Annotated in this window: 10 protein-coding genes; 1 reads left to right on the top strand and 9 read right to left on the bottom strand. The window is 61.7% G+C overall.

Translation table 11 applies throughout. The features are described 5' to 3' along the window. Positions 1-553 precede the first annotated feature (553 nt). The 8 genes from RBRH_RS20740 to RBRH_RS14760 all read right to left on the bottom strand — a co-directional run bounded on the left by RBRH_RS20740 (position 554) and on the right by RBRH_RS14760 (position 12513). Positions 554-2404 carry a serine aminopeptidase domain-containing protein gene (locus RBRH_RS20740; protein WP_013428943.1) on the bottom strand — a complete coding sequence of 617 codons (1851 nt, stop codon included), beginning with the start codon at positions 2402-2404 and terminating at the stop codon, positions 554-556. Further along, positions 2401-4908 carry a glycosyl hydrolase 2 galactose-binding domain-containing protein gene (locus RBRH_RS14800; RefSeq protein ID WP_041754898.1) on the bottom strand — a complete coding sequence of 836 codons (2508 nt, stop codon included), beginning with the start codon at positions 4906-4908 and terminating at the stop codon, positions 2401-2403. Before RBRH_RS14800 ends, RBRH_RS20740 begins: the two co-directional genes overlap by 4 nt. A 71-nt stretch (positions 4909-4979) precedes the next feature. Then, positions 4980-6026: a DUF1839 family protein gene (locus RBRH_RS14795; RefSeq protein WP_232509414.1), complete on the bottom strand. Its 1047-nt coding sequence runs from the start codon at positions 6024-6026 to the stop codon at positions 4980-4982. 59 nt (positions 6027-6085) lie between these two features. Further along, positions 6086-7051: an amino acid--[acyl-carrier-protein] ligase gene (locus RBRH_RS14790; RefSeq protein WP_013428940.1), complete on the bottom strand. Its 966-nt coding sequence runs from the start codon at positions 7049-7051 to the stop codon at positions 6086-6088. Beyond that, entirely contained in the window at positions 7051-8304 is a 1254-nt protein-coding gene (locus RBRH_RS14785) for an acyl-CoA dehydrogenase family protein (protein ID WP_013428939.1), read from the bottom strand. Before RBRH_RS14785 ends, RBRH_RS14790 begins: the two co-directional genes overlap by 1 nt. Further along, on the bottom strand, positions 8301-8552 hold the full coding sequence (locus RBRH_RS14780; RefSeq protein WP_041754897.1) for an acyl carrier protein: 252 nt from the start codon (positions 8550-8552) through the stop codon (positions 8301-8303). Before RBRH_RS14780 ends, RBRH_RS14785 begins: the two co-directional genes overlap by 4 nt. Before the next feature lie 160 nt (positions 8553-8712). Next, positions 8713-9954 carry an acyltransferase family protein gene (locus RBRH_RS14775; protein WP_041754896.1) on the bottom strand — a complete coding sequence of 414 codons (1242 nt, stop codon included), beginning with the start codon at positions 9952-9954 and terminating at the stop codon, positions 8713-8715. Between the two features lie 804 nt (positions 9955-10758). Continuing rightward, positions 10759-12513 carry a hydrogenase maturation protein gene (locus tag RBRH_RS14760; RefSeq protein ID WP_049786558.1) on the bottom strand — a complete coding sequence of 585 codons (1755 nt, stop codon included), beginning with the start codon at positions 12511-12513 and terminating at the stop codon, positions 10759-10761. A gap of 727 nt (positions 12514-13240) precedes the next feature. Between RBRH_RS14760 and RBRH_RS14755 the strand changes: the two genes are divergently transcribed. Next, a complete protein-coding gene (locus tag RBRH_RS14755; protein WP_157864577.1) occupies positions 13241-14980 on the top strand; it encodes an acetoin dehydrogenase E1 component beta-subunit in 1740 nt (579 codons plus the stop codon). On the opposite strand, the gene RBRH_RS21505 is transcribed toward RBRH_RS14755, so the two are convergent. Further along, on the bottom strand, positions 14948-15139 hold the full coding sequence (locus RBRH_RS21505) for a glutathione S-transferase N-terminal domain-containing protein (protein WP_232509387.1): 192 nt from the start codon (positions 15137-15139) through the stop codon (positions 14948-14950). The genes RBRH_RS14755 and RBRH_RS21505 overlap by 33 nt on opposite strands. Between the last annotated feature and the right edge of the window lie 63 nt (positions 15140-15202).

Here is a 15202-nt window from a genome sequence, read left to right as displayed (position 1 = left end):
TATCCAATGGATTAACCGCGGTGAGTAGGTATTAATTGCAGCCTGGACAGAATAATGCGCCGGCTCGAATTGCGTTACACCACACACTTTTTTCGATGCCAGGAGCGCATATTAAACTGCTCCAAATCGCGCCGCAATAGCTGGCAAAAAAATTTATACGATTAGTTAAACTACAGGGGGATGAGCGGACAAGCGCAGGAACCTTTTGAATGAGGTGTATTAGTCGCGGCAAACTGCGCACTGGGCTTGTAGGCGGTCACCTCGACATCCATCCAACGTTGAAACAACCGTCCTGCTATCATTCAATTGACACGTAAATACAGCACGGTGGATGTTGCGGGGACGCGGCATATTGAATTTTGAAATAATTCTACGCAGTTAATTAACTTGCTATTAATGAACATAGTAAACACTGATGGGATTAGCTCAACGGTAAACGCCGATTTAGGTGTAAAGCAAAGGGTAGGTAGCGGGTGCCGGCGCGGGGCCGACGTGGCAGCCGCAACGGGCCGCGGCGTCAGGCCGCGGCATGGCAATACATTCGAAAACGTAGCTATTGGGCATGCATCGAGGCGGTCGCCGAACGGGGGGCGGTAGCGGGCGCAGGTCTATGCAAGCCGCTTATGCTGTTAGGTGCGGCGCGCCAGTGCATCAACGTGCGGATGCATAACTCGATGATCGCATCAGCGCCTTGTGTTCCATACACCGAGTGATCGAGTTGCGCGATGGTGTGTACGTCGATCTGCCGTTGCCTGCGAAACGCCCGATGAGCAGGCCCAAAGTGGCGTGACAACTCGTCCAGTCCCGGGTCGAACTCGCCATAGATCAAGAGTGCGTTTACCCCACGTCGCGCCAATGCGTGCATCAACCCACGCTCGGAGTGAGCTGGCGGGTACCAACCCGCCCGTTCGAGCAGTCGCATTGCTGGCACGCGTAGCTTAGCGGCTGTCAGCCGTACGAGCGCCTTGACAATGGGGCGCAGGTCACGCCGGCGTCGCAATAGGCTTTTCCATTTCTGCGGGTCGCGTGCTGACGCGAGGTAGCCGCGTGCCGAATTGGTCTGCTGAGCAATCGCGTCCGCGAGTGTCAAGCCAGCCGGCCAGATGAACCGGGGCAAGTTGATCACGATTATCCCAGTTACGGCCGCCGAACGCGACGCGGCCTGAAGCGACGCATACGCACCCGAGCAGATACCAAGCGCCACGACATCGCGGTATCCTTGCTCCGCGAGCCAGTCCGCGGCCGCGATCACGTCTGCCACGGCTTGACCGGAGTATGGGACGACGGATTGGTCGTCCAGCACGCAGGCGCCACTGTCGCCGACGCCGCTCACATCCACACGCAACGAGGCGATGCCGTGGGCTGCGAGTTGCCGCGCGAGACGCACCGCGAGTCGTGCATCGGCACTGCGGGGATTGGAAGCTGTCGTGGCGAACAGCAACGCCGGCATGCCCGAGCGGCCCGGGGTCGGGGTGGCTGGTCGGCACAGTGTTCCGATCAACGGCGCGGTGCCAATCTGCACGGTGTGCTCGGTGGCGTCCGACAGCACCAGGTGCGCACCCGTCGTACGCAACGAAGCGGCCGGTTCCGGTATGGGCTGCGCCACGGGGGCATCGTGCATCTGCCGCGTGGCAATCCATGCGACGCTCGCTTCGATGGTGGCGAGCGGCAGTCGGGAGCGGATGCCTTCAACCAATGTTGTGGCGAATTCGGGAAACGGCTGCACGGTGGCCTGGACGCCGCGGGCCTGCAACGCCGTTTGCAGCACCGCACTGTCGCCACGATCGGTATCGATGAGCAGCACGGAGTAGGGTAGCGAAGCCGCGCTCCCGACGGCGGCGCACAGGTCAATCGCCCGCAACGCGGCGACGAAGTCAGCGGGATAGCGATGCCCGAGCACGCTCAGGCAGGGCTCTGCGGCATGGGCTTGCTGCACCACGGGTGGTGTCGTGTCCAGCCATTGACGCTCGACCATGGTCACTTCGCGCATATAGGTGCGGCCTCGCACGACGGGCGACAGCGCGACGAGTGCATCGACCTGCATGGCCTCAGGTGTATCCATCGTGCAGGCCAATAGCGCCATGGCGGCACCGGCGCGCAGGCCGACCAGCGTGACATCGGTCAGCTGTGCATGGGCACGCAGCGCGTGCACGGCTCGGCCGATACTGGCAATGCTTTTATCAAACCGGCCGCTGTCCAGGTCGTCGCCCGCCGAGTCGCCGCAGCAGGGGTAATCGAACCGCAGCGCCCAGATGCCCTCGCGTGCCAGCCGCTCTGCCAGCGCTCGCATCAGTTTGTGGGTCCACAGGCCTTCGTGGCCAACGGCAGCGCACAGCACGACGCCCCGCGGCGAGTGTCCTTTGTGCAGCCATCCGACGCAATCATCGAATGTAATTGGTATCACGATGGTTTTCTCAAGCGAATGATTTTGTTGGAATTGACTGCGCGTATTTCGATCGTCCCCGGGCCGTCGTGCGTGTCCAGATGCGGGGTTCCCGAATGAAATGACGCAAGAGGATGCAAAAGTGTCGGTTCCGGCAGCAGCGGGACAGACACGTTCGCGCCGGGCGCCAGATGGAACCAGTCGTCCTTCGGCAGCAGGCCCGGCGCGGTGATCTGCACGTAGCGCGCGCTCGCGCGCGTGCCGACGTTGACCCACCATTGGCCGTCACGCTGTTCCAGTGAGGCGCTCAGACCGATATCGCCGCGTTCGAACACGGCCGGCGCGGTACGTTCCGGGAAATAGAACGATTGTGCGAGCAGCCGATTGTCGTGGTCGTACAGCGACGCGATGACCGTGTCGTGTTCGCGCGGACCAAACCGGTACGCGTAGGTGAAGTCGAAGAAGCGCCCCAAGCACTGCGCCGCGCTGACCTGGAGTGCGTCGTGTGGTTCGATATGAAGATCGCAACGCGCCCGTGCGACCGGCACGGTGGCGTCGCGCAATGCGACCAACTCCAGCCGTCCCCGCAACGGAGCGGCGCTGTCGTTGAACACGTGCACGTCCAGTCCATTCAGCCCTTCGTCACACAGGCACACCTGCTGCGGCTGGAGCACGTGCTTGAGCGCATACCAGGCCGACTTAGGACGCCGGAACGCGTCCACGATGCCCCATCCGGCGCCTGGCATGACGTCCTGGAATTGCCAAAGTAATGCGCCCGCGCAGCTGGACGCGGTGCGGCGCCATTCCACCAGTGTCTCGGATACGACGTCGGCGAGCACGGCTCGCGATAGTTCGAGGTAGCGTGATGGATCCTGTCCTCTGAGCCGCGTCGGGTCTTGCCTATATAGTTCGCGCAAGTAATGATCGCGCACGTCGTCGAAATCCCATGGCGCGCCGGGATCGCGCGGCACGGCCATTTTCCACGCGGGTTCGTGCACCGACGGCGAGCCGATTGCGGCAAGCGTCGCATCTGCGGGAACGTGGGCAAACGCCAGGCATTCGCTGGCGAAGCGGACCGCCGCGCGGCGCGCATCGTCCAAGGGCCGCAGATAGGCGCCGACACCATAGTAATGCGAGATGCCCGTGCGGGGATAAAATGGCAGTACCTGCCCGGACGGCGTGTCCGATACGTACGGTACGTCGCGCCGATGTGTCGCGGCAAGCTCGGCGAGCAAGCTGGCGGTCAACGGCATATCGCGTTGCTCGTCACTCAAACCGACCATGGATGCCTGCTGCGCGATTTCGCTGCCTCCGCATAGCACGGCCAACGAAGGCCTACCCGCCGTGCGTGCGAGAAACTGGCTGGCTTCCAGCGTCACCGATGTGACGAAATCAGCCGCGGTGCACGGATAGTCGAAATTGGCGAACATGAAGTCTTGCCAGACCAGCAAGCCCAGTTCGTCGCACGACGCATAAAATGCGTCGTCTTCGTAAATCATGGTGCCACCGACGCGGATCATGTTGAATCCCGCGTCCCGAGCCAGCGTCAACCATGTGTGATAGTCGTGCGCCGACACGCGCAACCCCAGCGGATCGGCGGTGCTCCAGCACGCGCCTCGCACGAAGACCGGCAGCGCGTTGACGGACAACGCGAAGCCCTGCCCATCGTGGCCACGCGTAACCTCGATGGTGCGAAATCCGACGTATCCCAATGCCACGGTCGTGCCGCCCAGGTGCAGCGAGACGGCGTAGCGCGCCGGCTCGCCATGCGTGTGCGGCCACCATCGTCTGGCGTTCGGCACGGTGAGCCGCGCGCGCAGCGTGAACGGGTCGTGGCGTTGTAGATGTACATGATGGCCCTCGCAGTCTAGGATCGCGTCCAGATGGCCGAGAACCGGTGCGGCAAATGTGATGGTCGCGTCCACGATCCCATCGCAGCCTTCGATCGAGGCATTCAGCGTGTGGTGTACGATCTGGGCGGCCGTATCGGCGTCAGTATCGATGACGGCCACGGCGCCCCACGGGCCGATTGGCTCGATGCGCGGGAACCAGCCTGGCATGTGGCCGAACAGCGAGATTCGTACCGCCCGCAGCGCCGGCGCATCGACCAGGCGCGTGCGCCAGCGGGCGCGTCGGGGCGCGGGCATGGTATCGAGGTAGCGGGCCAGTGACCGAAAGCATAGGTACAACGCGCTGTCCTCAGGCAGCGGGTCGATGCGCACCTGTTGCGAGACGAACATGTTCGTCGACTGCAGCAGCAACGTGTCGTTCAGCCAGATCTGCGCGATACCCGCCAACCCGTCAAACCGGATTAAGCGGGCGCCGCCGCGTCGCAGCGGTAGCCGGTACCAGTGGTCGTATTCACCTAGCCGGCTTGCATCCAGCGGCGTGAGCCGGTTCGCGGCTGCGAGTGCCTGGCCGACGGTTCCAGGCACGGGTGCGTCGATCCACTCCGACGCATCTGCAGGTGGCAGATCACGTGGCCGGGTGGCGGCGTTGGCCGCAATAGTACACAAGCGCCACATGGGCGAAGCCGCTCGCTCATGACCAGGCCCGAGACCGGCGGTGCTGCGTCCGGCCGGGGCAGGCTGCGGGTTCATTGCAGCGGTGATGGGGTGTCGGGGCGGGCCGCGTTCGAGTCGCGTTGCAGCCGTGGCAGTACGTCATTGCCGCCCAACCGCACGCCCAGTTCGTCAATCAACGATTCGTACGCGTGCTCGATGATTTCCAGCGTACTTTCACAGCGGTCCTCGTTGCGTCGCGCGCACGCCCTGGCGAGCCGGAATTCGAGCACCATCGCCTCCGAGGCGATGGTGTCGCAGGCGGCTACGCAAGCAGAAAAGGCTCCGGTGCCGTCGGTACCGTTCGCATTGGGTGCACCGAGCCATCGCAGGCAGCGGCCCAGTAGTTCGAAGTTTGCACCGAGTTGACGCAACGTGTTGAACGAATACGAATGGAAGTATGAGAGCGAGCGCGATGCGATGACTGCAGCGTCTTTGGCCAGCGCAGCCCGGAACGCGGCGATCGGGCTACTGGCGGGACGGCGCTTAAAGCGCCGCGCCAGCAATGAGAGCACGGCTTCCTGCAGCGCCGGGCCGCGCAACGGCTCGAAGCGCCGCTTCGCGCATTCGACGTAGGGCACTAGCGACGCACTGGAGCCGATGCTGAACAGCCCACGATAGTCGTCGCCTGCGGCCCGATAATATCCGGCGTTATGGAAATAGCCGATTTCGCCGGCTTGCAAGTCGATCGCGTCGATGCCGATGGTCGTCTTCGTGTGCTCGCGGTGATAACTGAGGCCACGGGTGTCGGGCAAATGCCACGCGTCAACCTCAACCAGCATCACGTTGCCGCGCCGGACCTGCTGATCGATGTGGTACGGCAGTGGCTCGAAGATGGCGTGCTCTTGCACGACAATCCCGTACAGCCGCTCTAAGTCTTCCAACGGCACCTTGAAGAAGGTGAACTGATCTCCCTCAAAGTCCTGTGTGACGGTGAAGGGCAGCATGGCATGGGGCTCAAAGTCCCATTGCGACAACAGCTCGATCCATAGGTCAACGTAGCAATTGGTCTGCTTCCAGACCATGGTCGAGTTATGCAGCGCGTGCGGGCAATAGTTCGCCGGGTCGCGCGGCAACTTCATCGGCGATGCCAGCCGTGTGAGTGCGTCCGACACGGCCATTGGCGAGACGACGTCACTCATTAGCTTCTCCACAGCGCGTTGCGTACCGGTTCCGGCCAAGCCTGCACATCGAATCCGTGATGCTTGAACAGTCCGAGCGCGAGGCGTTCCATGCCGAAACCCACGCAACCGGTATGCGCGACGTCGGCATCGCTCGTCTTGATGCCCCACAGCAGGCCGAAGTGGTCCATGTGGTAATTGAAGCTCAGGCAGGCAGTGAGCCGGGTGTCACTCTCGATCGGCACCAGCATTTCGAATTTCAAGTTCTGCTCACGCTGGCTCGACGCGGCAATGCGGCCGCCGCGGCCAAAGAAGGGGTCGTTGGCCAGGTCGACTTCGTGCGGTAGCGCCAGCAGCGCCATCATCCGCTTGCCGCGCTCGATCCACTCGGTGCGAAATGCCAGGATCTGATTTGGCGTACCCAGGCGCACATACTCGCGCATGCGAAACAGTTGCATCCGGGTGGCGTCCGGCGACGGCTCGTGGCGGAAGCAATACGAAAACAGATCCAGCGTCCTGCCCTGCGGTGGCAGCGCGCCGCGCCGCGCGATGACCGGATAGGCGGGATAGCATGCCGCCGGTGTCATGACCACGTAGGTCGGCTTTTGAAATTCGGTCCAGTCCTCGCCCCGGTCCAGGCATTGCAGCACACGTTGATGCTCGTGCTCCGAGCCGCAAAAACTATGAACCGTCCCGGCGAGCTGCGGAAATCCCTTCAGGTATTCGCTGTGCTCAAAATCGGTCCGATTCATCGCGGGCGGAAAGCGCAGTACCTCGGCATGCTGATCGGCACCCAGGCGCGTGACCAATGCATCAATGGCCCCGATCACGTTCTCGAACACTTCGCTTCTGCCATACAGGCCTTGCACGCCCATCGGGATTAACAGGCCCGCGTCCACGAGCGCATCGCGTAGTGCGTTCACGTCGTGCCGGTCATCGATATCGGCCGCGTGCGCCGGTGGGTTTTGCAACGTGACATCGACCATTATTCTCTCTCCAACGAAGCGGGCCGTTGCGCGAGCAATAGGCTGGCCGTATTGGCATCGATACGGTCGTTATTAATCATAAGAGGTGCAGAATACAGATCGCGAATGTGCCGGCTCAGCGTAAATGGCGTGCCGTTCTTGTACGCCGCCATGCCGCAGATCATCACCGCATGCATCACGACCTGTAGCGCGGTGATGGACACGTAAGTCTTGAGCGTGTTGATCTGAGCCGCGTCGGCCATTGTTTCGGACCACGAGCGCGTGGCCGAGGTGCCGGCGCGCGCGTGGACGTGCAGCGCGCTGTCGATGCGTCCCTGCATGGCTTGCAGCAGGCCGAGCGCTTCGGCGATTCGGCTACCGGCGGGCGATGCGCCGGTCGGCTTGTCTTGTGCCTGCGTGCGGAAGTAGCGATGCGCGCGGGAAAACGCGTCGCTGGCGATGCCGGTCCACAGCGACGACCACAGGATGTGAGAGGCCGGCACCATCGTGCGCTCAGCGATCTCGCCGAACGGTGCGGGGAAGACCTGTTCCTGGCGGCCGCGCGACTTGAGCACGAAGCCTTCGCTGCACGTGCCCCGCATGCCGAACGTATCCCATCCGCTGCGGCGAGTCAGGGTCGTGTCGTCTTTCAGGATCGTCACGAGCACTTGCTCCGCGGCCGGCGCGTCCGGCGAGCGCCGGGCGGTCGCCAGTATGGCATCGGCATAGGCGCCGTAAGAGATCGTTGGGGTGAGCTTGTGCAATGTGAACGTACCGTCGCCGTCGGGCTCGATCGCGCAGCGGCTGTTGCGCAGATTGCCGCCCACGCCATCTTCGGACGTCGCGGATGCCAGCAGCCACTCATGCTCGGCAACCTGCCGGAGAAATCCGCGATGCCACGGCACCGACATCGCGTGTTCCAATACGCAAATCACTTCGATCTGGTGCATCGCATAGATCATCGCGGCGGATGAACACGCGTGGCCGAGAATGCGGCATGCTGAAGCGACGGCCGCCAGCGACGCGCCCATGCCGCCCAACTCGACGGGCACCATCGCGCCGAGCAACCTATGCTCGCGCATGGCGTCGATGGCTTTGCTCGGGAACCTGGCTTCGCGGTCCACGGCATCGGCGAAACGCGCCGCGATCTGCGCTACCGCGGTCGCGGCTTTGTCTAACGCGTGCTCGTCGGCGTCTGGCGGGCGCGCGTCAAGTTCAGACAATGCAATGGTGTGCACCGGCTCACCACCGTTGGCGGATTGAATTGCGCTCATGCGGATTGCACGTCGCGCTGCAATTGCGAGACGGCCTCAGCCAGTGAATCGATGCTCTGGAACAGATGGCGATTCAGCATGCGGTCGGGAATTTCGATGTTGAAGTGTTTTTCGATCGCAAGCATCAATTGAATCGTGTTCAGCGACGACAAACCTGCTTCGTAGAGATCGTCACTGTCGGAAAGGCGATCAACGGATAATTCCAGATGAGCGACTTCCTGGATGATCTGTCTTAATTCATTTTTCATTGGATGCTCCGGTATCAATCATTTTCCGGCTCGGGTGGTTTAAATCCCGGCGGCGGCACTCCCCGTGCGCGAAGCTAGTAGACCAGTCCGACCCCGCGAGATCTGTGCGGCACCCGACAAAACGCTGGCGTCTCCACCAGCGCGAAGCGAGCGGGATGAATTACCCGGCCTGCCCGCCTGAAGGACCGGCGGCGCGATGCTGGAGCGGCTCGCGCGACAGCCGGCTGCGCAATGCGTTGCGCAGCGGCACGACGATCCGCTCCTGGAACACGACTGCTGCAATCACGGTGCCGATCAGGTAGGCTGGGTAAAGCGCCATCGACGGCACGACGTCGCGTGATGCTTTGACACATGCCGTGAACTGCTGCACGCATTGCAGCGGGTCCATGCCGATCGCGAGCAATTTTCCCAGCTTGGTGAAAATGAGAAACAACGGCAAATGAATGGCGAATAGCGACAGCGCTGCGTTGCCGAGCCGGGTGGCGAGCCGCGCGGCCGCTGCGGGCATTGTGACGTGAGCACACACTAGGATCAGTGCGGCCTGGGACGGCAGCAACGCGCCGTTATGGACGATGTACTGCCAGCCAAATCCGCCATGCTCGAGCGCCTTAACGCCGCCGATGAAGGACAGCGCGACGAAAGCGAGCGTGGCGGCGCGACGGGCGGGTGTCGCGCAGAGCCAGTCGACACTGCGCTCGCGGTACAGGCCGTAGAGCAGGATACCGGCGGCAAACTCGGGCAGGCGCACCAGCGGATTGGTATAGAGGAAGCCGACCGAGGCCGGTGCATACCAGTGCTGCATTGCGAATACCACGGGCAGCGTCAGATAGCCGAGCCACAACATGGCCCAGGCGAGTCCTGGCCGGCGCAGTGAAAGCAACCGGGGCGCAAGCCATGGAAAGCACGCGTAGAAGAACAGCAGCGCGGACAGTGACCAGGACGGCGGGTTGATGGCCTCGTATAGCGGTTGCCATGCTTGGAGCATCCATACCGTCGCGACGATGATTGCCAACGTGGTCATGCTGTCTAGGTACTCAAATCCGCCGGCTTGTCTGTCCAGTGTCATCAACGAAAAGCGGTTGAGCGGGTTGACACCTGCCACCCCGACCGTCAGGAACAGCGCCAGCGATATCCAGTGGACGGGATAGAGATTGGTCAATCGGTTGATGAAGAAGCGCTTGGCGCCGCCGCGCAGCACGCCCGGCTGCTGGCCCAGGTAAACGTGCGCGAGAATGAAGCCCGACAGCAGGAAGAAACTGCTGGTGGCGAATCCGCCCAGTCCCAGCCATGCGCGATAGGGCAACGCTGCGCCGTAACGGGTCACGTAGACGGTATGGTAGAGCGTCAAGTAGACGGCCAATAAGAACCGGAGCAGATCCAGTCCATCGAAGGTTTTTTTCATTCCGTTACCCCCGCGTGTCGCGGTTATGCAGTTACGTCCGACGTAGGCGAGCGACGACGTGATGCGTGGCGTGGCGGGCCGTCGTGGCCAGCATTGGACCGCCCACACCCGGCATGGCCGGGCGCGGGCGCCCATGATCGAGCCGCGTCGACGCAGCACAGCCGTCCGTGGGGGCAGCCGCAGCGGTCGCTGTCGTGTGCTCGCTGCGGCTGGGCCGTCGCTTGCGTCGCGTATGCTGTCTCGCTCGCGGCAACGCGTGCGCCGTGGGTGCGCACCGCCGGCGTCGCGCCGGGTGTAAACTCGAACGCGTACGCAATGCCATGCAATGACATCATCACGGCCAACAGGATGGCCAACGGACGAAACAGGTTACGCATGCTGGCAGCTTACGGGCTGGGCGGACTTCGGCCTGTGCGCCAAGCCACAATGCAGCATGCTACAACGCGCGTTGACCTGGACCCATGGCGAAGAATTCGCGATGCTTTTCCGTTCACAACTAAGGCCGAGGCGATGTAGCTCACGGACCGGGTGCGGGCCACGGCCGCTGCATCGACATTGCACGGGTCCAGTGGTGAAATCGCGTGTACCTTCAGCGTCGGTCTTGACGAGCGGTGCGATGCCGATACGCTGGCTACCCTAAAGGCCCGAGCCGACGCGGCGCTGTACCTGACCCAAGGCGATGGGTCGCAATCGCACGGTGACGGCCGTCTGTGATGAACAAGACGCTGATAGCGCGGGCCAGCTGTAGCGCAGCCTGCGCGTGCCGGCCGCCGGCGCCGCCGTTGGATCCGTGCCGGCCTGCTGTTACGCTTGAACGGGCGACGGCTCCCGTCGGCGCTGCGTATCGTGCGACTGCCGCATGCCGACGTCGCCGCGCAAGTGGGGCGGCGTTGCCGCACACGGGATTTTGTGAACGAATTGGTGGCGCAGTGCGTGGTAGCTGGCACCCGGATCGTCGAATGCGGCTTTCATCCGCTGCAATTCCTCGTCCCGATAGGCCTGCAGCGGCTTGCGCCGCTCGTCCATGCTTCGCACGCGCGCCTTAATGTTCAGATACGTCGAGAACCGTTCGTCTTGCGCGATCGTCTGGCAATGGCGCAACAGCAAAGCGTGATATTCAGTCCAATCCTCTGGTAGCACGTGGTCGACGAGGTTCATGTCCAGCGCTTCGTCTGCCACCACTGGCAAGCAGGCGTCAACCAGGGCCTTCGCCCGTGCGGCGCCGGTGCGACGCGGCAGTAGGTAAGTCCAGTACTCGGAGCCGTACAAGCCCATCGTTTGGTAGTGCGGATTGAGCACGACGCCGCGGCGAGCTAGCACGAAGTCGCATGCCAGCGGCATGATGGCGCCGCCGGCGCCGGCGTTGTTGCGCAGCGCAGCGATCGTGATCTTGCGTTCGGTCAGCAAGATAGTGCGCACCAAATCGTTTATCGCATTGATGTTGCGCCACGACTCGCCGGCTGGATCCGGCGAGGCCTCGATGCAATGCAAATGGATGCCGTTGCTCCAAAAATCGTTGCCTCCCATCAAGACGATCACGCGCACGTCGTGGCGCCGACTGAGCGCGTCAAGCGCATGAGTCAGGCGCGTGCATTGGCTGGTGCTCATCGCGCCGTTGTGGAAGTCGAATTCGACGTATGCTACCCGATGTTCGACGTGGATGCGAATATCTTCGACAGCAGGCGAATCCAGCTCGGGCAACTGCTCGAGCCAGGCTGCGCCATCGAACGCGGCGCGCAGCGCCAGCATCGACGGAAGCTTGATGTCGGAGCCTGGTCCGCGGCCCCCCGCCTTCATCTGCTTGATCCATACGGCACCGTCCCGCGTGGCGCGGCACACCGCGCCGTGCCGCTGACCCAGCCACGCACCCGGCGTAGCCTCATGTGCGATGCCTGTATCTGCCACCGCACCGAACAGATACACCGGCTGGCCATGGATCTCGTCACGCACGCCGGGGAAGCCGTCGGCCGCATGAATGCGGTTGACGATCGTATCAGTGTCATCTGTGCTCCAATCGATGCGGCGTGCATCCTGTCGCATCAGCACGTGGGGACGGCCCTTGACCGACGGGCGAGCGTAGTCTTGCGCACGCGCACGGAACCGCGGATCTGCGAAATCGGCCAATGCCTGCCGAATGAGCTTCACCGCGCCGGGTATGACATCACGTCGATAGATGCTGCCTTTGCTGGCCCTGCGCATCGCAAACTGGTGCGTTCCCCACACATCGCCACCGTCCATTTCGGCGTTGGCTTGCAGCAGGGTAACGCCCCATTCGGATTGCTGGTGGGTAATCGCCCAATCCAACGCGGACGGCCCCCGATCGCCCTCGATTCCCGGATGGACGACCAGGCACGGCCAGGCGCGCCATACCGTGTCGGGAATGCGATGCTTTAGGAATGGGCAGATGATCAAGTCCGGATCGACCTGTTTGGCGCGAGCCAGCATCGTGTCCGGGTCCGGCGACAATTCAATGCAGACGCGATGCTCCAGTGTAACGAGTTCGCGATGAACACGCTGGACCATGCCGTTATAGGCTGAGGCAAACAGCAGAATATCCAAGCGCCCCCCAGATAGTGTTGCGATATCGAGCAATCAGAAAACGCGAATACAGCGTGCAGCGTAGCAATCCCACCTCGCGCGACGACGGGGATGCCGAAAAAAGCAACTGGGATGCGAAGTGATGGGCGTTGAAACAGCGCTATGTGGCGCCTGAGCAAAGAAAATTCGCTTTCGGAACTATCGACCGGCAATGCTGGATGCCAGGAAAAATATGCCGGGCCGCTCCCGACCGAACTGCCTCAGCATTAGAGGCACAGGCTGCGGGATAGGTACACCATGCCGGCTACCGTGATGTCACGGTAAATTAGTCAGTATTGTCTGATGAGTTAGCAATCCAAAACACACTAATCCATTTTGTACTATACCAATAAAAACGGTGTGCGTGACTTCATTGGTTCATATATTTCGCCCGAATCGTTATATAAGCAACGATTGTTTCTTTATTGATCTTTACTTGGCGCTTCGCGCATGATACGTTTCGCGCCTCATACTTTCAATTGCATTACATGCAGTTCAACCAGCAAATGAGTTGACGTGCACGCCGGTGCCGAGGCAGCGCTATTGCTCCGCGTCTAACATTTAATCGAAGACCATCGGTCTTTTTTAAAGGTTATCCGATTCGTCGGAGGGCTGCTGTTATCCACTTAAAATGGTGACCATCATGAAAATGGAATTAAATAAATGTCTTCGTCGGTTGATTAAGCCGAGCCGAGCTTGCTCCAGCGCAATGGCGATTGCTGTGGCGCTGTCTATGACTGCGTGTGGTGGTGGGGGAGGCGAGTCTGGTGTCGGCGACGCCATAGGTGGCGGTCAGCCCGATACGCGGACCGCGACCGCCCTTCATGCTTCGGTGCTGTCCAAGAAGCCGGTTTCGGTGCCGTCCGAAAGGTCGCTTTCGATGCCCGTCGCGGCGTATCATCAAATGCAGCACGGTGATGAAACATTAGATTTAGCGGCAACCGCCGGCATGGTCCCTATCGAGGGCGCACCCGACGATGCCCAGATCGTCTATGTAGCCTATACCCAACGCGATGTGGAGCCCTCGTCCCGCCCCATCACATTCTTTTTCGGTGACAGCGTTCGAGATGATCCGCTGCGTTCCACCGGCTATCTGTTGTTGGCATCGGTCGGTCCTATCGTCGGGGAGCTTTCGGGCCAAGGAAACTGGGATCGATATGACAACCTCTCTACGTTGCTTGACGTGTCCGATCTGGTTTTTGTCCATCCTACCCAATCGGGCTGTCATGGCGATTTTTGGGGCAACCTTCAGGCGGGGAGGGCGGCCATGCATTTCATCGATACCTATCTGGATACGAATCAGAGGCGTGGCTCGCCCGTGTACCTGGTCACTCACGGTGCACGCGTGGCCGGTCATGCGATCGATTTATTGAAAACAAGGCCTCACGGGTTCGCCGGCATGGCATTCATCTCGCCGACCTTGGGGCCGGATGGGCGTGCCGAACATCGGGAGCCGCCTGTGGAGATATCCTGGGAATTAGGCGTGCAATGGCTTATACACCTGGATGACGATCTTGGTTTTGACGTCGCGCGTCATTTGCCTGCCGAGTTCGATCGTCTGACGCGGTCGCCGTACAGCGGCGCCGACGATGTCCGGCGGTGCGCCAATGAGCCGTTTTGGGTCCAGCGCAGTGAGGCATCGCCATGGTCGGCTAATCGACTGGTCGAAGCGGTGCCGGCAGGCGACGCGCCTCGTCTGTTCATCGCATACGGTTCGGACGTCCAGAAGCAGGCGTTTTCGTCTGAACTCAGTCGCCTGAATGCGCCTCCCGCGCTTGCCAATCGGATCAAGGTGGAAAGCTATCGCGGTTTTCCGGAGGGCGATTCACGGCGCGACTTGTTTTACCTGGACGACGTATCGCGGATGCGACTCCGGATAGGCCTCCGGTGGCTTTATGCGTCGCGCGACGATGCGGCCGTTGACGGTTTGTCACACAACGAGAAGCCAAGTCGGATGACCGAACGATCCGGTGCATGGCTGCAAGAGCGCGATGGCGGCCTGGAGCTGGGCATGATGGAGGACACAACGCGCGACCCTCTGGCGGACAGCGTGTCCGAGCAGTACGAGGAGAGCGGGATATCGACGCCGAGCCAGTTGAACCGCGATTGGATCGATCAGCTAAGCAGTCCGTTTGCGGAAGATCTGTCAGAGGACGAGTGCCTAGAACGAGCGTGCAAGTTGTCCTTTGCACTGCTGCAGGAAGCTGAAAATTGTCTGCAGATGGACGCGACGGGCCATCTTACAAGACGCCATTCGATCGACAATGTTTTCGCGCAGGACGACGGCGCGTCCAATTTGCCGCGGGCCAGCGTATCGGAGTCGACGGCATCCAATCACGGCGATGCGCGCAGACGGGGCTCGAGGCTGACGCCGATCCGCGTCGTGCCAGAACTCGCCGCGCAGCGTTGGCATAACCTACCGACGCCGCCGGCCTCGCCCGAGAAATAACCGCCCAACGGTGCGCGTAGGCAGCGTGTGCGAGAACGCACACGCTGCCATACAGCGATGACCTGACGATACAATGTCATCTATTGGCCGGTACTCGAACGGCAGACCCAAGTGTTTCAGCGTGATGGCGATGCGGCGAACGGAAGGTGAATCCAGCACGCCGAGCGGTTACATCTGACGCGCCGGTTATCGGTTTTGTATCGCGCGATGATGGCAGCGGGC

The organism is Mycetohabitans rhizoxinica HKI 454 (assembly GCF_000198775.1).
GTDB lineage: Bacteria > Pseudomonadota > Gammaproteobacteria > Burkholderiales > Burkholderiaceae > Mycetohabitans > Mycetohabitans rhizoxinica.
The sequence above is the reverse complement of the archived record's forward strand: the minus strand, read 5'-3'. Positions and strand labels throughout refer to the sequence as shown.